The organism is Kribbella italica (assembly GCF_014205135.1).
Taxonomy (GTDB): Bacteria; Actinomycetota; Actinomycetes; order Propionibacteriales; family Kribbellaceae; genus Kribbella; species Kribbella italica.
The window spans coordinates 7,503,808-7,522,538 of record NZ_JACHMY010000001.1 but is presented as its reverse complement, the minus strand read 5'-3'; the positions used below and the strand labels follow the sequence as shown (position 1 = coordinate 7,522,538).

General features: G+C 69.8%; 19 protein-coding genes. 6 read left to right on the top strand and 13 right to left on the bottom strand.

Features of this window, described 5'->3' with window-relative positions; genetic code table 11:
* Positions 1–10 precede the first annotated feature (10 nt).
* The 8 genes from HDA39_RS35070 to HDA39_RS35035 form a co-directional block, all read right to left on the bottom strand.
* Positions 11–1,135 (bottom strand): inorganic phosphate transporter, encoded by a 1,125-nt coding sequence (locus HDA39_RS35070; protein ID WP_420488767.1) that lies wholly within the window; start codon positions 1,133–1,135, stop codon positions 11–13.
* Between the two features lie 74 nt (positions 1,136–1,209).
* Entirely contained in the window at positions 1,210–2,208 is a 999-nt protein-coding gene (locus HDA39_RS35065) for an inorganic phosphate transporter (RefSeq protein ID WP_184802602.1), read from the bottom strand.
* A 2-nt stretch (positions 2,209–2,210) separates the two neighbouring features.
* Positions 2,211–2,843, bottom strand: a complete 633-nt coding sequence (locus HDA39_RS35060) for a DUF47 family protein (RefSeq protein WP_184802601.1) — start codon at positions 2,841–2,843, stop codon at positions 2,211–2,213.
* Between the two features lie 138 nt (positions 2,844–2,981).
* On the bottom strand, positions 2,982–3,290 hold the full coding sequence (locus HDA39_RS35055; RefSeq protein ID WP_184802600.1) for a DUF202 domain-containing protein: 309 nt from the start codon (positions 3,288–3,290) through the stop codon (positions 2,982–2,984).
* A complete protein-coding gene (locus HDA39_RS35050; protein ID WP_337926028.1) occupies positions 3,287–3,622 on the bottom strand; it encodes a YidH family protein in 336 nt (111 codons plus the stop codon). Before HDA39_RS35050 ends, HDA39_RS35055 begins: the two co-directional genes overlap by 4 nt.
* Positions 3,619–4,860: a glycoside hydrolase family 3 protein gene (locus HDA39_RS35045; RefSeq protein ID WP_184802599.1), complete on the bottom strand. Its 1,242-nt coding sequence runs from the start codon at positions 4,858–4,860 to the stop codon at positions 3,619–3,621. The genes HDA39_RS35050 and HDA39_RS35045 overlap by 4 nt, the downstream gene beginning before the upstream one ends.
* A 25-nt stretch (positions 4,861–4,885) precedes the next feature.
* On the bottom strand, positions 4,886–5,371 hold the full coding sequence (locus HDA39_RS35040) for a MarR family winged helix-turn-helix transcriptional regulator (RefSeq protein WP_184802598.1): 486 nt from the start codon (positions 5,369–5,371) through the stop codon (positions 4,886–4,888).
* The gene (locus tag HDA39_RS35035; RefSeq protein ID WP_184802597.1) at positions 5,350–6,288 is read right to left on the bottom strand and encodes a DMT family transporter; all 939 of its coding nucleotides are present in this window, start codon (positions 6,286–6,288) and stop codon (positions 5,350–5,352) included. Before HDA39_RS35035 ends, HDA39_RS35040 begins: the two co-directional genes overlap by 22 nt.
* A 37-nt stretch (positions 6,289–6,325) precedes the next feature.
* Here HDA39_RS35035 and HDA39_RS35030 point away from each other — a divergent pair, with 37 nt between their 5' ends.
* Complete coding sequence (locus HDA39_RS35030) at positions 6,326–6,952, top strand: TetR/AcrR family transcriptional regulator (protein WP_184802595.1); 627 nt, start codon at positions 6,326–6,328, stop codon at positions 6,950–6,952.
* 3 nt (positions 6,953–6,955) lie between these two features.
* On the opposite strand, the gene HDA39_RS35025 is transcribed toward HDA39_RS35030, so the two are convergent.
* The gene (locus HDA39_RS35025) at positions 6,956–7,615 is read right to left on the bottom strand and encodes a potassium channel family protein (protein ID WP_184802593.1); all 660 of its coding nucleotides are present in this window, start codon (positions 7,613–7,615) and stop codon (positions 6,956–6,958) included.
* Positions 7,599–8,120, bottom strand: coding sequence for an acyl-CoA thioesterase (locus tag HDA39_RS35020; RefSeq protein WP_184802591.1), 522 nt, complete (start codon positions 8,118–8,120; stop codon positions 7,599–7,601). The genes HDA39_RS35025 and HDA39_RS35020 overlap by 17 nt, the downstream gene beginning before the upstream one ends.
* 118 nt (positions 8,121–8,238) lie before the next feature.
* Here HDA39_RS35020 and HDA39_RS35015 point away from each other — a divergent pair, with 118 nt between their 5' ends.
* Together HDA39_RS35015 and HDA39_RS35010 are read left to right on the top strand one after the other, a co-directional pair.
* Complete coding sequence (locus HDA39_RS35015) at positions 8,239–9,162, top strand: hypothetical protein (protein ID WP_184802588.1); 924 nt, start codon at positions 8,239–8,241, stop codon at positions 9,160–9,162.
* A 51-nt stretch (positions 9,163–9,213) separates the two neighbouring features.
* Positions 9,214–10,611, top strand: coding sequence for a pyridoxal phosphate-dependent decarboxylase family protein (locus HDA39_RS35010; RefSeq protein ID WP_184802586.1), 1,398 nt, complete (start codon positions 9,214–9,216; stop codon positions 10,609–10,611).
* A 28-nt stretch (positions 10,612–10,639) separates the two neighbouring features.
* On the opposite strand, the gene HDA39_RS35005 is transcribed toward HDA39_RS35010, so the two are convergent.
* The 3 genes from HDA39_RS35005 to HDA39_RS34995 form a co-directional block, all read right to left on the bottom strand.
* Positions 10,640–11,311 (bottom strand): fasciclin domain-containing protein, encoded by a 672-nt coding sequence (locus HDA39_RS35005; protein WP_184802584.1) that lies wholly within the window; start codon positions 11,309–11,311, stop codon positions 10,640–10,642.
* 150 nt (positions 11,312–11,461) lie between these two features.
* Entirely contained in the window at positions 11,462–13,138 is a 1,677-nt protein-coding gene (locus tag HDA39_RS35000; RefSeq protein ID WP_184802582.1) for a molybdopterin-dependent oxidoreductase, read from the bottom strand.
* A 362-nt stretch (positions 13,139–13,500) separates the two neighbouring features.
* Positions 13,501–14,118 carry a flavin reductase gene (locus HDA39_RS34995; protein ID WP_184802580.1) on the bottom strand — a complete coding sequence of 206 codons (618 nt, stop codon included), beginning with the start codon at positions 14,116–14,118 and terminating at the stop codon, positions 13,501–13,503.
* Between the two features lie 63 nt (positions 14,119–14,181).
* Here HDA39_RS34995 and HDA39_RS34990 point away from each other — a divergent pair, with 63 nt between their 5' ends.
* The 3 genes from HDA39_RS34990 to HDA39_RS34980 all read left to right on the top strand — a co-directional run bounded on the left by HDA39_RS34990 (position 14,182) and on the right by HDA39_RS34980 (position 18,697).
* A complete protein-coding gene (locus HDA39_RS34990) occupies positions 14,182–15,816 on the top strand; it encodes a phosphotransferase (RefSeq protein ID WP_184802578.1) in 1,635 nt (544 codons plus the stop codon).
* Positions 15,817–15,884: 68 nt separating this feature from the next.
* On the top strand, positions 15,885–16,919 hold the full coding sequence (gene mgrA / locus HDA39_RS34985; protein WP_184802576.1) for an L-glyceraldehyde 3-phosphate reductase: 1,035 nt from the start codon (positions 15,885–15,887) through the stop codon (positions 16,917–16,919).
* A 1,127-nt stretch (positions 16,920–18,046) separates the two neighbouring features.
* A complete protein-coding gene (locus HDA39_RS34980) occupies positions 18,047–18,697 on the top strand; it encodes a hypothetical protein (protein WP_184802573.1) in 651 nt (216 codons plus the stop codon).
* Positions 18,698–18,731 lie beyond the last annotated feature (34 nt).

Below are 18,731 nucleotides of genomic sequence, written 5' to 3'. Positions count from 1 at the left end.
CTGACTCCTCTCAGGCCACCGGCACCGAGGTGCCGGGGTACTCGTTCACGTTGCCGGCCGTGACCGGCTTGCGGCGCGAGGCGACGTAGATGCCGAGCCCGGCAGCTGCGGCGGCCACCGCGATGATGGCAACGCCCGCGTTGCCCGAGTTGGCCACCCGGCCGGCCAGTGCGCCCACCACGGCGGCAGCCGGCAGCGTGAACAGCCAGGCGAGCGCCATCCGCCCGGCCACCGTCCAGCGGACCTCAGCGAGTCGCTTGCCGAGCCCGGCGCCCAGGATGCTGCCCGAGCAGACCTGAGTGGTCGACAGCGGGAAGCCCAGGTGCGACGACGCCAGCAGTACGGCGGTGGAGCTGGTCTCCGCGGCGAACCCCTGCGGCGACTCGATCTCGGTCAGGCCCTTACCCATCGTGCGGATGATCCGCCAGCCGCCCAGGTAGGTGCCCAAGGCAATCGCCAGGCCGGCCGATCCGATCACCCACAGCGGCGGCCGCGAACCCGGCGCCAGGCTGCCCGAGGTGATCAGCACCAGCGTGATGATGCCCATCGTCTTCTGCGCGTCCCCGGTGCCGTGCGCCAGCGAGACCAGCGACGCGGACGCGATCTGCCCGGCCCGGAAGCCGTCGTCGACGGTCTTCTTCCGGCCGCGCTGGGTGATCCGGTACGCCAGGTAGGTGCCGAGCAGCGCGATGACGCCGGCGATGATCGGCGCCGCGACGGCCGGGATCACGATCTTCTGGACCACGGTGCCGAAGTTGACCGCGCCGCTGCCGGCCGCGATCCAGGTGGCACCGATCAGGCCGCCGAACAGGGCGTGCGACGACGAGCTCGGCAGGCCGACGTACCAGGTCAGCAGGTTCCACAGGATCGCGCCGACCAGACCGCCGAAGATGATCGGCACGGTCACCTTGGCGTCGTCGACCAGGCCGCTGGAGATGGTCTTGGCGACCTCGGTGGACACGAACGCCCCGGCCAGGTTCAGTACGGCGGACAGCCCGACCGCGACCTTGGGTCTGAGCGCTCCGGTGGCGATGGAGGTGGCCATCGCGTTGGCGGTGTCGTGGAAACCGTTGGTGAAGTCGAACACCAGTGCGGTGGCGATCACCACGACGACGAGGAACGACAGGTCCATCACGATCACATCCCGGAGAGGGCGGCGTCAGGAACGTATCGGACGCTAATCCTTCTGGGTGAACTGGCCGTGAACTGCTACTCGAGGATCAGGTGAGCCAGCCAGTAACAGCACGCGGCGACCACACCGGCGGCCGGAATGGTCAGCACCCAGGCGGTGACGATGCCCTTCGCGACCCCCCACCGGACCGCGGACAGCCGCTTGGTCGCGCCGGCCCCCATCACCGCGGAGGTGATCGTGTGCGTGGTCGACACCGGCGCGTGCAGGCCGATCGCCATCACGTAGAGCACGGTCGCGGCGACCGCCTCGGAGGCGAAGCCACGGGCCGGGTCCAGGTGGATGATCCGGCGGCCCAGGGTCCGCATGATCCGCCAGCCACCGGAGTAGGTGCCGAGCGAGATCGCGGTCGCGGCGGAGATCTTCACCCAGATCGGGATGCCCTGGCCGGGCTGGACGTGCCCGGTGGTGAGCAGGGCCAGGAACATCACGCCCATCGTCTTCTGGGCGTCCTGCAGGCCGTGCCCGAGCGCCATCGCGGCCGCGGACAGCGACTGGGCCAGGCGGAAGCCGCGGGTGGTCCGGCCGGGGTTGCTGCGCCGGAAGATCCACAGGATCGCGGTCATCACCGCGAAGGCGCCGAGGAAGCCGATGGCCGGGGACAGGACCATCGGGATGACGACCTTGTCGACGATGCCCGACCACAGCACGACGCTGGTCGAGGCCAGACCGGCACCGACCAGGCCGCCGATCAGCGCGTGCGACGAGGAGCTCGGCAGACCGAAGTACCAGGTGATCAGGTTCCACGTGATGGCACCGATCAGGGCCGACAGCACGATCACCAGTCCGTGCTGGCCGCTCGGGGTGACGATGATGCCCTTGCCGACGGTGTCGGCCACCTCCGTGCCCAGGAAGGCGCCGACGAAGTTCATCACCGCCGCCATCACCAACGCCACCCTGGGCGTCAGCGCCCGGGTCGACACGGAGGTGGCGATCGCGTTGGCCGCGTCGTGAAAACCGTTGGTGTAGTCGAAGATGAGCGCGATCGCGATGACCGCGATGACGAGCGCGAGCTCCACGCTCAGCTCTCCTTGACGGCGATCTGCTCGACCGTGTTGGCGACGTGCTCGAACGCGTCGACGGCGTCCTCCAGCAGATCGATCACGGTCTTCACCTTCATCACCGTCAGCGCGTCGAACTCGCCGCTGAACAGCTTGGCGATGATGCGGCGGTGCACGGCGTCACCGGTGTTCTCCAGCCGGTTGATCTCGATCCAGTACTCGGCCAGGTCCTTCATCGTGCGCAGCCGCGGCATCGTCTCCGACGTCAGGGCGGCCATCCGCTGCAGAACCTCGATCTGCTCGGCCACCTCGCCCGGCAGCGACTCCAGGTTGAACAGGTGGATCGAGTCGACGGCCTCTTCCATGTAGTCCATCACGTCGTCCAGGTCGGACGCGAGACGGTAGATGTCCTCGCGGTCGAACGGCGTGACGAAGGTCGAGTTCACGCGGCGGATGATCGAGTGGGTGGTCTCGTCGGCCGCGTGCTCGGCGTCCTTCATCTGGGCGGCGATCTGGTGGCTGGCCGCCAGACCCGTTCCGGCGGTGCTGCCGAGCAGGTCGGCCAGGATGCGGGCGCCGTCGACGAGGTGGTTGGCGGACTCCGTGAAAAGGTCGTAGAACGTCGGGTCGTTCGGACGCAGACGTAACGGCACTTCAAGCTCCGGGTGAACGAGGGACAAACCGTGAACATGCTAGGGGCAACGGACCGTTGAGTTGGCATCCGTCCTGGCAACGTACCGCGAGATTGTGAACACATTGACTCAGTGCGACCAATCCGTGACCAGACGGTGTCAGCGCGTGATCACCGCGTACAGGTCGAAAAGCCCCACCAGCAGGACCAGGCCGGCGGAGGCCTGCAGCACTCTTTGCTGCCCCAGAAAGCCCGGTGGGTGGGACTCTGCCGCCTGCCGGAAGACCGCGCTCACGGCGGCCCAGCACCCCAGGGCCAGTACGACGACCACGATGCCGAGCCCGGTCCGGACTCCCGAGGTCCCGTGGCCGGACGCGAACAGGAGAACACCGTTCGCGATCAGGCCGAGCGCGGTCCGCCGCCACGCGAGCAGCGTGCGCTCGGGCTGCAGACCGGGGTCGCGGGTCATCGCCACAGGCTGAACAGCAGGCCGACCAGCCCGACCACCACGATCGTTGCCCCGAGCATCAACGGCAGGCGGGTCACCGGAAGTGGCCGGCCGCCGCGCATCGCGCTCGTGTTCGCCTGCCAGCGGCGGAACGCACCCGCGGTGGTGACCAGTCCGGCACCGACCAGGACGATGCCGATGATCTTGGCCGGCCAGCGGTCCGGCCCGAGGTCGAGGAACTGGACCGCCGACAGGCCACCGGCATAACAGGCGAGTGATGTCCGCAGGTAGGCGAGATACGTCCGCTCGTTGGCCAGGGTGAACCGGTAGTCGGGTTCCTCGTCGGGGATCACCCGCAGCTCACCAGCCCCCGGCTCTGCTTGAGCGCGAGCACCCGGCGCACGCTGGCCTCGACCTTGGCGGCGAAACCCTTGTCCTGCTGGGCCTTGGCGACCACGGCGTCGATCATCGTCGAGGTCAGCGAGGCCTTCGCGGTGATCACCACGTCACCGCCCGCACCGATGAACAGCGTCGCGCGGTCGCCGGCCGGCACGGAGGCCACCTCGGCGGCGGCGCCGACGTCGTCGGTGATCACCACTCCGTCGTACTGGAGGTCGCCGCGGAGCATGCCCTGGATGACGGTCGGCGAGAAGACGGCCCGGTTGGTCTTGTCGATCTTGGTGTAGGTGACGGTGGAGACCATCACCAGATCGCTGCCCGCCTTGATCCCGGCGGCGAACGGCGCGAGGTCGGCGTCGCCGCGGACCGTGACGGTGTCGACGACACCGGAGGAGAAGTCGGTGTTGCCGCGGACCCGGCCGAGACCCGGGAAGTGCTTGACCGAGGTCATCACGCCGGCCCCGTCCATGCCCTTCACGAAGGCGGCGACGTGCTCGCCGATCGGTCCCGGCGTACTGCCGTAGCCGCGGTCCAGCGCTCCGATCGGCGCGTTGTCGTCACCCAGGGACTTCGGTACGACGTCGGCGACCGGCGCGAGGTCGAGGTTCACCCCGGCCTGCTTGAGCTGCTTCGCCCACACGGTGGCCTGGCCGGTGAGCTTCTGCGGCGACCATCCCGCCTGGACGGTCGCGGCCGGGATCCGGTCGAAGCCGGAACCCTTCAGCCGCTGGATCTTGCCGCCCTCCTGGTCCGCGGCGACGAACGGCTTGATCCCGTCGACCGTGGCCGCGTCCGTCGCGGCGGCCATCGCCGTACGGGTGTTGCTGAGACTGCCGCCGGCGCCCATCAGCAGGACACCGCCCGGTTTACGACTCCGTACGACGGTGCGCTCGTCCGCCGTCATGCCGGTCGCGCTGATACCGGTCATGATCAGCTGGGCCGCCCGCTCGCGCGGCGTGAGCCCGGCCAGCTTCTGGTCGAGGCAGCCGGTCGGCGGAGTGACGGGCGGCGTGCTCGGCGATTGCGTCGGCTGGGTGCTGGGCGGCGGCGTGTCCGTCGGCGGGATCGGCACCGACGACGAGGGAGCGGTGCTGGGCCCTGCCGTCGGTGAACTCGAGTCGGCGCACCCGGCCAGGAGAAGTGCGGCGGCTGTGATGGCTGTGATGCCTCGGACGCCCTGGAAAGTCTTCATCGACGCCCATTGTTACCGACGAGCCTCAGCTGGGCTCCCAGGCGGCGCTGTCCTCGCTGCCACCGGAGTGGCGGGCCAGCGCGGCGCAGATGTCGTGCAGCTGCTGGACCTGCTCGTCGGTCAGCGGGTCGAAGACCGCCGAGCGGACCGTCTCGACATGGCCCGGCGCGGTCTCCTTCAGCTTCTCCCGGCCCGCGTCGGTGAGGATGGCGACCTGACCGCGACGGTCCGACGAGATCCCCTCACGGCGGACCCAGCCGACCTGCTCGAGCCGGTTCACCGCGTGCGAGAGGCGGCTGCGGGACCCGAGCGTGGCGATCGCGAGCTCGCTCATCCGGAGCCGGCCGTCGGTGGCGTCGGAGAGCCGGACCAGGATCTCGTAGTACGTGTGCGGCATCCCGGCGTCGCGCTGCAGCTGTTGCTCGATCCGCCCGTTGACCACGCGCTGCGCCGCGATGAACGCACGCCAGGCCTGCTGCTCTTGCTCGTTCAGCCACCGGGGTTCCGCCATGACCGCAGCGTAGCCATCTCGGGGTCGCTTTGTTGGGGGTTCGGCCAACGAATCAGCAGGACGGCGACCGCGCAGACGACGATCCCGAGGACGGCGAGCCTGCCGATCGTCTCGTGGAACATCAGGTACGCCAGCACCATCGTGGTCGGCGGCACGAGGTAGAGCAGCGAACTCACCCGGGTCGCGCCGGACAGCCGGAGGTTGACCAGGTAGAGGCCCCAGCCGCCGGTGGTCGAGAGGACGACCAGCCAGATCGCGGCGCCGTAGAAGCCGAGTTCGTGCGGGACGGTCAGCTGCCGCGTCGCGGCCGCGAAGGCGAGGAAGAGGACCCCGGAGACCAGGCTTTGCAGGCAGAGCGCGTCGAGAAGGTGGGCCTGTGGCTTGCGCTTGCGTTCGAGGCACGTACCGGCCGCGAGGCCGAGCAATCCACCGAAGGGCAGCAGGAAGAGCAGCGGCGATCCGTGGCCGAGGTAGTCGGCAACCACCAGGCCGACGCCAGCGAGACCGACCAGCAGTCCGGTCCACTGCAGCGGTGACACCCGTTCGCCGAGCAGCGGTCCGGCGACAGTGGCGATCAGGATCGGCTGGAGCGAACCGATCAGCGCCGTCAGTCCGGCGGGGATGCCGTGGTCGATGCCGGTGAAGATCAGGCCGAGGTAGACGAACTGAGTCAGGAACGCCATCGCGCTGTGGGTGATCACGTCCGCGCGGCTGATCCTCGGCCGGCGCATCGCGAGGATCAGGGCGGCCACGGTCCCCGCGAGCAGGAATCGCCAGGCCAGCAGGTCGACCGCCGAGCTGTACGTCGTACCCCAGCGGGCGCCGATGAAGCCCGAGCTCCAGAACACGACGAACCCGGCCCCGGCCAGCAGCGGGATCACCGTGGTGCGGTGCGGGGCGACTTCGGTGACGGTCATGCCACGACGTAACCACACCGGTCGGTATACTGTCAGTATGGTCGACCAGCAGCTGAGACCCACCCTGCTCGTGGAGCGCGCCCTGACTCCGGCCGCGCCGCTCACGCCGGCCGGGGAGCGAATCCTGGCGGCGGCGTCCGCGCTGTTCTACGCCCGGGGCATCCGGACCGTCGGTGTGGACGCGATCGCGGACGCGGCCGAGGTGACCAAGAAGACGCTGTACGACCGGTTCGGCTCGAAGGACCGGCTGATCGCGGCGTACCTGGAACGCCGGAACCGGCAGTGGCACACGTTCCTCGACGACCAGCTCGCCGAGCGTCAGCCGACGTCACCCGAAGAGGTGATCCTGGCGCTGTTCGCGTCCTTGAGCGACTGGATGGAGGAGTCGCAGCGCGGCTGCGGGTTCATCAACGCGAGCGTCGAGCTGGCGGCGCCGGACCATCCCGCCATGCCGGTGATCGTCGGGCAGAAGACGTGGATGCGGGCGGAGTTCGTCGCGCAGGCCGAGCTGGCCGGCTTCGACCAGGTGGGCGAGCTGGCGGATCGGTTGCTGCTGCTGCACGAGGGCGCGCTGGTCAGCTACCGCGTCGCGGCGATGGAGCACGCACCCGCAGTGGCTCTTCGAGCGGCCGGCGATCTGCTCGCTTCCTGGCCGCGCCGTTAGCTCCTAGTTGTTTCTCTTGGCGACCGTGAGACCGACGAGCCGGGAGACCACCATCGCGACGTACCCGAGACCGGCGAGCTGCTCGAGCATGACCACGGATCGCGCCCAGGACTTGATCGGGACGATGTCGCTGAGCCCTGTGCTGGATAAGGTGGTGAAGCTGAGGAACAGCAGCTCCATCCACGTGCGCTCCTGCTGCGGGTTGACCGCGGCGGTGAAGCTGCCCGGATCGAGCGCCTGGACGACGACGAAGATGTACGCGAATCCCCACGCCACCAAGGTGAACGTCGCGCCGGTCGCGTAGAGCTCGTCGACGCTGACGTCGTGGTCGGACAGCATGTACCGCAGCAGGCTGTACGCCGTGTAGAAGTAGAACGCCGCGTGGAAAGCGCCGGAGACCGGCTCGATCACCTCGGTCGGGCGGAACGCGTCGACCAGCGACAGCACCACCGCCGGGATGCCCAGGCAGATGCTGACCCAGGTCAGACCAGGTGTCGAACGGACCGAGAAGACCGCCAGCACCAGCACGATGATGCCCAGCGTCTCGAAGCCGACCCGGCCGCCGCGCGATCCTTCCATCGCCGGGTAGACCAGTACGCCGAGCAGCTGGACCACCAGCAGGACGGCGGACGGGTGCCGCCGGGCGCTAGTGAACAGCGTCATCGAGGTCCTCGCGGGAGGCGATGATCGCCTTGCGCCGGGCCAGCCGGTGGCTGCGCCGGATCTCGGCCTCGCGCATCCGGCGCCGGTCCTCGTCGTTCTCCGGCTCGACCTGCGGCACGTGCCGCGGCTGACCGTCGGCGTCGACGGCCACGAACACCAGATACGCCGTCGCGACGTGCACCTGCGGGCCGACCGAGTCCCAACGGTCCGCGGTGATCCGGACCCCGATCTCCATCGAGCTGCGGCCGGTCCAGTTCACCTGGGCGGTGAAGTGCACGACGTCGCCGACCCGGACCGGGACCAGGAACTGCATCTCGTCCATCGACGCGGTGACCGCCGGACCGCCCGAGTGCCGCGCCGCGACGACGCCGGCGACCGAGTCGACCAGCGTCATGATCACGCCGCCGTGCACCGTGCCGAGCAGGTTCGTCTCGTTCTGCGCCGTGATGTGCGACAACGAGAGCCGGGCCGCCGACGACGGCCGCGACGCCGGGGTGTCCGACATACCTCACACTCCTAGGACTCGACTGCGGGCAGGATAACCGCCGGGTTGTCCACAGCTCGCGAACTCGTCACCTCCGCAGTGACCCAATCCTCGTACTTTCTTTGGCGAGGAGGTACTCATGACCATCCACCATCCACCGGAACGGGCTTCAGGCAACGACCGCGCCCTGCCGCCCTTGACGGCGTCGCAAGCGGCTCATCTCGTCCGGCTGGCCCTCGACGCCGCCGGCGAGCGCGGTTTGCGGGCGACCTTCGACGGCACCGACGCACTACTGCTGGCGCCGGGCCCGCTCCTGCCCCACGTCAGGTCCGGCCTGGTCGCCGGTCTGGGCAACCTCGCCCGCATCGTCGCCCCCGAGCATCCACAGCGCTGGCCCCAACTCGTCAGCGACCACTTCGACCGCCTCGGCGAGCACCTCAGTCACGGCCCACCCCCACCACCCACCGACCCGGTCCGCGACCTCGTCGCGAGACTTGTCCCGACCACCTCCCTTCCACCGGCCTGGACCGCGGGCACGCCCGAGTTCCTGCCCGGTCTGCTCGCCGTACCGGCCACTCACGACGACGGCGTCGTCACTCTTCACCTCGACCCTGCCGACTTCGGGATGACCCGCGCCGAAGCCCTCGACGCGGCCCTGGCCAATCTCCGCCGCCGGACCGACCAGGTCGAGCTCGTCGATCACGAAGGCGCCGCCATCGCGGTGATCGGCGGGTCCAGCTTCGCCGCCTCGCGGGCGCTGGTCCTCGACACCGTGCTGCGCGAGACCCTCCACGTCGAGAACCCGCCGCACGGCGTGCTCGTCGCCCTGCCGGCGCGCAGCCTGCTGCTCGTACACGTCGTCACCGATCTCTCGATCCTGTCCGCCCTGGCCGTCATGCTCGGCCTCTCCCTCCGCGCCCACAGCACCCAACCCGGTCCCCTGACGCCCTGGATTCAGTACGTCGCCGACTCGAGCTGGTATCCCGCCACCACCCAGCCCAAGGACCTCGAAGCCATCCACCTCACGCCCGTTCTCCACGCCCTGACCCGCACCCTCCGCTGACCCGCCTCGATCCGTCTCCTCCACCCCTCGACCGAATGGGACAGTCGGACCATGCAGCCTTCGTCGCTCTCGCACCAGCTCTTCACCCGCGCGGCCACGCACGCCGCCACCTTCCGCGACTCTCTCGCCGAACGCCCGGTCCACGCGGCCAAGTCCTACCCGGAGGTCCGCGCCGGCTTCCGCCGGCCACTCGCCGAGGCCGGGCGACCAGCCTCCGACGTGATCGACGAGCTGATCGCTGTCGCCGACCCCGGAATCGTCGCCAGTGCGGGTCCGCGCTACTTCGGCTTCGTCGTCGGCGGTGCACTCCCCGCCGCGACCGCCGCCGAGATCCTCGCCGCCGGCTGGGACCAGAACGCCTGGAACAGCGTGCTCTCGCCCACCTCGGCCGCCGCCGAGCAAGCGTCCGCCGACTGGCTGAAAGAGCTGCTCGGCCTGCCTCCAACAGCGTCGGCCGGGTTCGCCACTGGCGCGCAGTCTGCGAACACGATCGCTCTGGCCGCCGCGCGGCATCACGTTCTCCACCAAGCCGGCTGGGACGTCGAAGCCGACGGCCTGGGTAGCGCACCGAAGGTCCGCCTGCTCGCGGGAGAAGAACGCCACGCCACCATCGACCGTTCGCTGCGACTGCTCGGCTTCGGTTCCCGGTCCCTCGAGCTGGTGCCCTCCGACTCCAACGGCGCGCTCGACCTCGACGCCCTCCGAGCCCGCTTGACCGGTCACACCGGCCCACTGATCGTCTGCCTACAAGCCGGCAACGTGAACACCGGCGCCACGGACCCACTCGGCGCCGCCTGCGACCTCGTCCACGAGTACGGCGGCTGGGTTCACGTCGACGGCGCCTTCGGTCTGTGGGCTGCGGCCAGCTCCACGCAGCACGAGCAGGTCAGCGGCGTGGAACGCGCGGACTCCTGGGCCTGCGACGGCCACAAGTGGCTGAATCTCCCGTACGACAACGGGTTCGTCTTCTCCGCCCATCCCACGTCGCACGCGAACGCCTTGGCGTACAGCGCGTCGTACCTGGTCGCCTCCGGCGAGCCCGAGCCTGGCGACTACGCCATCGAGTCGTCCCGTCGTGCCCGCGGACTGGCGGTCTGGGCAGGTCTGCAGGAGTTGGGCCGTGCGGGCGTTCGCGACCTCGTCGACCGTTGTTGCGACCTGGCACGTTCCTTCGCCGACCAACTGAAGGCGGCCGGGTTCGAGATCGGCAACGCCGTCGTGCTCAACCAGGTCCTGGTCTCGTTCGGCTCGGACGCCGAGACCGACCGCGTGATCGAGGAGGTCCAGCGATCAGGCGTCTGCTGGATGGGCGGTACGACCTGGCGCGGCCGGCGCTACCTGCGGATCTCCGTGTCGAACCACCTGACCACCGAGGCGGACGTCGCCGCGTCGGTCCGGGCGATCATTGCCGCCGGCAATGGAACTGGGCGGCGCCACCATGAAAGGTGACGCCGCCCAGGTCAGTGGGGAGTTGCGATCAGCTCATCGGAGGCATCAGGACGGTGTCGATCAGGTAGACGGTCGCGTTGGCCGTCTTCACGCCGCCGCAGATGACGTTGGCGTTGTTGACCTTCAGGTTCTGGCCGGAGCCGGTGACGGTCAGCTCCTGCTTCTCGGCCGTCGCGTGCTTGCCGACGACCGCGGTGGCGTCGAGCTGGCCCGGGACGACGTGGTAGGTCAGGATCTTGGTCAGCAGCGCGCTGTCGGTCTTCAGCGTGTTGATCGTCGCGGCCGGGATCTTCGCGAACGCGGAGTCGACCGGGGCGAACACGGTGAACTGGTCGCTGTTCAGCGTCGAGACCAGGTTGACCTTCGGGTTCAGCTTGCCCGACACCGAGGCGACCAGGGTCTTCAGCAGCGGGTTGCCCGCGGCAGCGCTGGCGACCGGAGCGGCGGCCATGCCGTCGATCGAGCCCGCGCCGGTGGCGTTGGCCTTGGCGTAGTCCGCACAGCCCGGACCGACCAGACCGGACATGTTGTCGGCCGACGGGGAGGCGCTCGGGCTGTCGGCCGGCGACGAGGTGCTGGCCGACGGGCTGCTGCCGCTACCGCTGTCGGCGTTGTCGTCGCCGCCACCACAGGCAGCCGTTGCGAAGAGCAACGAAACGGCGGCGGCCGAGATGGTGACGCGCTTCAGGGTGTTCGACATGACGATCCTTCTCCTTTGGATGGTGCTGCTTCGGTACTGAGGGGTGTGGTGCTGAAAGAGGTGGTGCTGAAAGCTCGTGCACATCTCGCGCGATCGAGACCGCCGCTGAGCTGGTTCCGGGCGGCTGGTACGGCCGTCCGGGGGCATCGGTTACTCGACCATCACCACCGTGTTGTGCAGCCCGCTCGACCCGTTGGGCCGGGGAGCGGCACGATCGGAGGTCTGCACCTGTCCGGTCTTGTCGGTCGCGCGGACGGTGAGCGTGTGGTTGCCGGAGGTGGCGTCCCAGCGGAAGGTCCACTGCCGCCAGATGTCGATCCCGGCCTCGTCGGCGAGCTTCGCCTCCTGCCAGGGGCCGTCGTCGACCTGCACCTCGACCTTCTCGATCCCGCGGTGCTGGGCCCACGCGACGCCCGCGGCGACCGCCGGTCCCGGCTTGACGCGGGCGAAGCCCTTGGGGACGTCGATCCGCGACGAGGTCTTGATCGGCGCCTCGACCGACCAGCCGCGGTCGGTCCAGTAGGCGCTGAAGTCGTCGAACCGGGTGACCTCGAAGTCCACGATCCACTTGGTCGCGGACACGTAGCCGTACAGGCCCGGGACGACCATCCGTACCGGGAACCCGTGGTCGAAGGGCAGCGGCTCACCGTTCATGCCGATCGCGAAGATCGCGTCCCGGCCGTCGGTCAGCGCGGCCAGCGGCGTGCCGATGGTGAGACCGTCGACGCTGGTCGACTTGACCGCGTCCGCACCGTCCTGGACGCCGGCCTCGCGCAGGATCTCCGCGATCGGAACGCCGATCCAGCGGGCGTTCCCGACGTACGGGCCACCGACCTCGTTGGAGACACAGGTCAGCGTGATGTCGCGCTCGATCAGCTTCCGGTTCAGCAGATCGGCGAAGTTCAGCCGGATCTCCTTGTCGACCATGCCGTGGATGCGCAGCTCCCAGTTCCGCGGGTCGACCTTCGGGACGGTGAGCAGCGTGTCCACGCGGTAGAAGGACTTGTTGGGCGTGGTGAAGGGGCTGACCCCCGCCGCGTCCGCGGCCACTCCGGCCGGCAAAGCCTTCGCCCGACTCGCGGGGACCGGCAAGCGGATCCCACGCCGCGTCGCTTCGTCGACTCCACCCGGAAGGACTCGGGAGACGACACCACCCGCGGCGCCCACAGCGCCCAGCGCGAAGGTCGTGACCAGGAACTTCCGCCGGTCGAACCCGTCCGGCGCCTCGGCCTCGGGCTTGCTCTCGGTTCCCGCCTCGGGATTGATCCCGGTCCCAGCATCGGGCTTGAGCTCAGTTCCGGCCTCGGACTTGATTCCGGTCCCGGCCTTGTTCTCGGTCCCGGGCTCGATCTCGGGCTGCGCGCTGGTCGGGCTCTTGCGCCGCAGCGAGTAGCCACGGGCTCGGAGCACCAAGTACATGCCGGCAGTTGCCACCAGCAACGTGATGACACCGGGCAGCACCCGGACCACCGCGTTGGTCGCCAGCGAACGCCCGGTCGCCGCGGCGAGAATCGCCAACAGTCCCAGGAGAACCGTCATCCCCAGCGCGACGCGAGGCCGCTTGACCCCGACCGCACCGGCCACCAGCGCGAAGACCGCAACCGCGACCAGCACGCCACCCACCAGGATCGGCTTGTCGGCGGTGCCGAGGTTCTTCACCGCCCAGTCCTTGGCCGGACCAGGGGCGAGGTCGATCAGTTGGGTCCCGACCCCGACCACCGGCGACGTCCCACCGGCGAGGGCGGCGGTCAGCTCACCGAGGCCGAGACCGGCCGCGGCGGCGAGCAAGCCACCCAACGCTGCAAGGATCCGCTGATGCGAAGTCATGCCCGGACTTCGGACCCGTTCCGCTCCCGGATGGGTCGCCGTCGGAGAAAACTTCAGACCCTCACCGGAAATCCCTTACTGATCAGGGATTCCCTGAGGCCCGGCGAGGAGCGCCGGTTCGCGGGACCAGCGTGCGGAGCTCAGCCGCGTCAGTCGGCCTGCCGGTAGTGCCCAGGGTCAGTCGGCCTGCCGGTAGTGCCCAGGGTCAGTCGGCCTGCCGGTAGTGCCGGGGTCAGTCGGCCTGCCGGTGCCCGGGGGGCAGTCGGCCTGCCGGTGCCCGGGGGGCAGTCGGCCTGCCGGTGCCCGGGGGGCAGTCGGCCTGCCGGTGCCCGGGGGTCAGTCGGCCTGCCGGTGCCCGGGGGTCAGTCGGCCTGCCGGTGCCCGGGCCAGTCGTCGTAGCGGATGCGGGTGATGTCGAGGACCTCGCCGATCGTCGACCACTCGTTCCGGCCGAGGCGCGCGAGCGGGCGGAGGCGGTTGATGTCGGGGTGGTCTCCGTCCATCACCTCGGCGGCGATCGCCAGGTGGCGGACCCGGCCGATGACGACCGTGGAGTCGCCGAGCTCGAGAGTGGTGTGCAGGGTGCACTCGATCGCGACCGGGGACTCGGCAACCCGCGGGACCGCGATCGTCGTGGACGGTTCTGTGCTGAGACCGACGGCCTCGAACTCCGAGATCCCGGCGGGGAAGTTGGTGCCGGTGGCATTGACCTGCTCGAACAGCGGCTCGGTCGCGAAGTTCACCACGAACTCGCCGGTCGCCTCGACGTTGTTCAGGCTGTCCTTGCGGCCGACCGAGGTGAACTGCACCATCGGCGGGCGGACGCAGGACACGGTGAAGAACGAGTGCGGCGCCAGGTTCAGTACGCCGTCCGCGGAGACCGACGAGACCCAGGCGATCGGCCGCGGCACCACCACCGAGTTCAGCGCCGCGTAGAACTCCCTGCCACCGACCACGTCCGGATCCAGATCAACTCGCACCCAGCCAGTATCCCGCCCGAAAACCGGTGGGCCCGCGCGGGACTCCCCCGCAGACTGGCACCGATGACTCCGATCCAGACCGCAGCCAGAGCAATCGCCACCGCCCACGGCCTCGACCCCGACGACGTCACCGAACTCCCCGGCGGCGTCGCCAACCACGTGTTCCGCCTCGGCTCCACGCTGATCCTGAGAATCCCGCGATCCGCCGCTTTCATCGCCGACCTCCAGAAGGAGGCCGCCGTCATCCCCGTCGCCCGCACAGCAGGCGTCCGCACACCAGCCATCGCGGCCCAAGGCACCATCACCCTCGACAGCATCCCCACGCCCTACGTCCTGATGGACCGCGTCCAAGGCCACGACCTGGCGGACCAACCGCACATCCCGGCCAACCAGGTCCAAGGACACGATCTCGCGGACCAGCCGGACGCCCCAAAAGACCGGGTGCACGACCACCATCCGGCTGACCAACCGCAGACCCCAACCAACCGGGCGCACGATCACCATCCGGTGAATCGGCCGGACGCCCCGAGGGACCGGGTGCACGACCACGGTCCGTCGGACCACCCGCATGCCCCGACCAACGAGGTCCACGACCACCATTCGGCGGACCAACCGCACACCCCAACCAATCGGGCGCACGACCACGATCTGGTGGCTCGGCCAGTTGCCCCGACCGACCGGGTCCACGACCACCACCCGGCAGACCAACCACACACCCCAACCAACCGGGTCCACGACCACCACCTGGTGGCTCGGCCGGTTGCCCCGGCCGACCGGGTGCACGACCACGGTCTCGCGGACCAGCCGCACACCCCAACCAACCAGGTCCACCACCACGAACCGGCGGACCAGCCGCACACCCCAACCAACCGGGTCGACGGCCGCTTTCCGGTGGATCGGCCATACGCCCCGGCGGCTCGGCTCGACCCCGGGTTTTGGGCAGACCTCGGCCGGGAGATCGCGCTGCTCCACCAAGTCCGCAGGGAGCACGGTCGAGCCGTGCTCGACCGTCGGCCCGGGGCGAGCCGTGGCTCAGCAGGCTTCAGCTCCCCCGACGCCTTCGCTGACCCCCTCCCTGGCGGGCGCGCTGACGTCTTTGCTGAGCCCTTCACTGGCGGGCGCGCTGACGCCTCCGCTGGCGGGCTCACTGGTGCCCTGGCTGACGGCCTTAGCGGCGTTCCGGAAGACTCTGGGACCGGTCGTGGGTCTGCCAACGAACTGGTCGAGCGTGGTTATCTCGATGCCGGGACGGGGCGCTGGCTCGGTGCATGGATGGACGGGCTGCGTGGGCGGTTCGACGAGAGGTCGCCGAATGTTCTGCTGCACGGCGATCTGGCCCCGCAGAACCTGATGGTCGACGAGGCCGGGCGGTTCGTGGCGCTGGTCGACTGGGGTGACGCTGCCTGGGGACCGCGTGGGATGGAGTTCGCCAAGCTTCGGCTGGAGGACGTCGCGCGGGTGCTGCCGGCGTACCGAGAGGTCGCGGACGTGCGGTTCGAGACCGGCGAACTGGAGGCAGCGGTGCTCTGGTTCCACCTGCAGTGGGGACTGTCGAACCTGACCGGCCCGCCGCGGACCGGCCAGCGGCACTGGACGGCCACGCCCGGCAGCCGGGTGCTCGGCGTACTCCGCTTTCTGGCCTCGGACCCGCCGGAGCCATGGGACGGCTTGATCAAGAAGGTGGATCTCTGGGTCTGATCGACGCCGGTTGTGCTGAAATACAAGGGGTTCGCGGACTTGTCACGACATGGTGCAGACTGAGTTTCGTGACTGACTACACAGCAGCTGAGAACCGGTACGACGACCAGATGGCCTATCGGCGGACGGGACGCAGCGGACTGCAGCTGCCGGCCATCTCGCTGGGCCTGTGGCACAACTTCGGTGACGACAAGCCGTTCGCGACGCAGCGCGACATCCTGCGCCGGGCGTTCGACCTGGGCGTCACCCACTTCGACCTGGCGAACAACTACGGCCCGCCCTACGGCTCGGCCGAGACCAACTTCGGTACGCACTTCGCCCGGGACTTCGCGAAGTACCGCGACGAGCTGATCCTGTCGACCAAGGCCGGGTACGACATGTGGCCGGGTCCGTACGGTCAGGGCGGCGGCTCGCGCAAGTACCTGCTCGCCTCGCTCGACCAGTCGCTGGACCGGATGGGCCTGGACTACGTCGACATCTTCTACTCGCACCGCTTCGACCCCGACACCCCGCTCGAGGAGACGATGGGCGCGCTCGACTCCGCCGTCCGCTCCGGCAAGGCGCTGTACGCCGGCATCTCGTCGTACTCGGCGGAGAAGACCCGCGAGGCGGCCGCGATCCTGGCCGAGCTCGGGACGCCGCTGCTGATCCACCAGCCGTCGTACTCGATGCTGAACCGCTGGATCGAGGAGGACCTGCTCGACGCCGTCGGCGACCTCGGCGTCGGCGTGATCGCGTTCTCCCCGCTGGCCCAGGGCATGCTCACCGACCGCTACCTCGACGGCGTCCCCGCCGACTCCCGCGCCGCCCAGGGCAAGTCCCTGAGCACCGACATGCTCACCGAGGAAACCCTCAAGCACGTCCGCGCCCTCAACGAGATCGCCAAGCAGCGCGGCCAGTCCGTCGCCCAGCTCGCCCTCGCCTGGACCCTGCGCGACGACCGGGTCACCAGCGCCCTGATCGGCGCCTCGAGCGTCGCCCAGCTCGAGGACAACCTGGCGACGGTCAAGAACCTCGAGTTCAGCCAGGAAGAACTCGACGCCATCGACGCCGACGCTGTAGAGGCCGGCATCAACCTCTGGAAGAAGAGCTCCGACAACTGAGCCCGCACCACTGACACTGGGGGTCACCGGCCGAGCTTGGTGATCCCCAGTTGTCTTTCCACCGCCGCACCCGCATCACCCGACTCAGGTCCAACACCACACTCGCCCTCAGCTGCCCCGATCCCACAGCCGCTTCTACCTTGTCCCGAAGCATCGCTCGGCTCGCCCGGCTGCTCTCGCACCATCCCTACCGCACTCCGGCCCCGACCGCGTGTCAGGCGCTGGGCGGGTGCGAGGTGTCGGATGGCTGGTGCCGCGTGGCCGGCAAGGTGGCGGTGGCGGGCACTTGTGGCGGTGGCCGGTGGTGGCTGGTGGCCCGTGGGGCGACACGGGTGGCGGCCGGTGGCCGGTGTGGCTGGCGGCGCGTGGCGGGCGGCGGCGGCGGGCACTTGGTGGCGCGTGGCCGGTGGTGGCTTGGCGGGTAGCTGGCTGCCCGTGGGGGCGACGGGTGGCAGCGGACGCTTGTGGCCGTGGCCAGTGCTAGGTGGCAGCTGGTGACAGGTGGCGGTGGCGGGCATCCGATGACGGGTGGCCGGTGGTGGCTGGCGGGCACCCGGTGGTCGGCAGGTGGCGGTGGCGGGCACTTGGTGGCGGCGGCCGATGGTGGCTTGGCGGGCGGCACGTGGTCGGCGGCCCGTGGGGCCGACAGGTGGCGGCTGGCGGCACGTGGCCGGCGACAGGTGGCGGTAGCGGGCACTTGATCCCCGGGGGTTGGGCGGGGTTGCTGGTGGTTGGCGGCCCGTGAGGCCGACGGGTGGCGGCCGATGGCCGATGTGGCTGGCGGCGCGTGGCGGGCGGCGGCGGGCACCTGGCGGCGCGTGGCCGGTGGTGGCTTGCGGCCACCCGATGGTCGGCGGCCCGTGGGGTCCGGCGGGCGGCACGTGGTCGGCGGCCCGTGGGGCCGACAGGTGGCGGCTGGTGGCTGGCCGTGCGTGGAGGGCGGCGGTGGCGAGGTCTTGGCGGCGTTTGGCCGGTGGTGGCTGGGGGCGGCGGGAAGCGGTCAGGCGGGCAGCGGGGTGCGCCGAAGGCCGCAGGGGATTACAGGCTGCTCACGTACCGTGCTGGGACGGTTGCTTGTGGTGGGGATCGGGCGCAGGCTGGAGGGAACCCCCCAGGAGGTGGTTTCGATGACCGCTTCTTCTCTTGAAGTGGCGCTCGGGTACGAGCACGGGAAGATTCGCGAGCTGGCGGTGCCGGCGCATCTGCCGGATGCCGGGTTGCCGCATCGGCGGCATGAGACGGACTGGTTCTACGCGATCGCGGCGCAGCATCTGGCGGCGGCTGAGGACGTGTTGCTGCCGAAGGTGCGGCAGCTGCCGGACGGGCGGTACCTGGTGGCGGCGTACGTCGGGAACGCCAAGCAGCTCGAGCGGTCGTTGCGGTTCCTGAAGGCACGGCAGTACGGCGACAGCCGGGTGCTGCACCTGCGGCCGGACGAGGTGTGGCAGGTGATCGACCGTCAGCTCGACGAGCACGAGCGGATGGAGACCGAGTACAGCCGGCAGCTCAGCGAGTCGATGGACGGTGAGGACATCAGTGCGCTGACCGAGCGGCTGCTGAGTGCCGAGGAGGTCGCGCCGACCAGAGCGCACCCGTTCACGCCGCACACCGGGGTGGCCGGGCGGATGGCGCACCGGATGTGGCGCGTCGCCGACACCGCGTGGGACAGCGCCGAAGGGCGCGTCGTACCGACGAACTACCACGCCCATCCCAAGCGCGACTCGGCCCTGTCGCACTATCTGCGCGGCGCCAAGATCCCCGAGGAGAACAACACCTAGAAGCAGGTGGCCGGACCAACCCTTCGGGATGCCT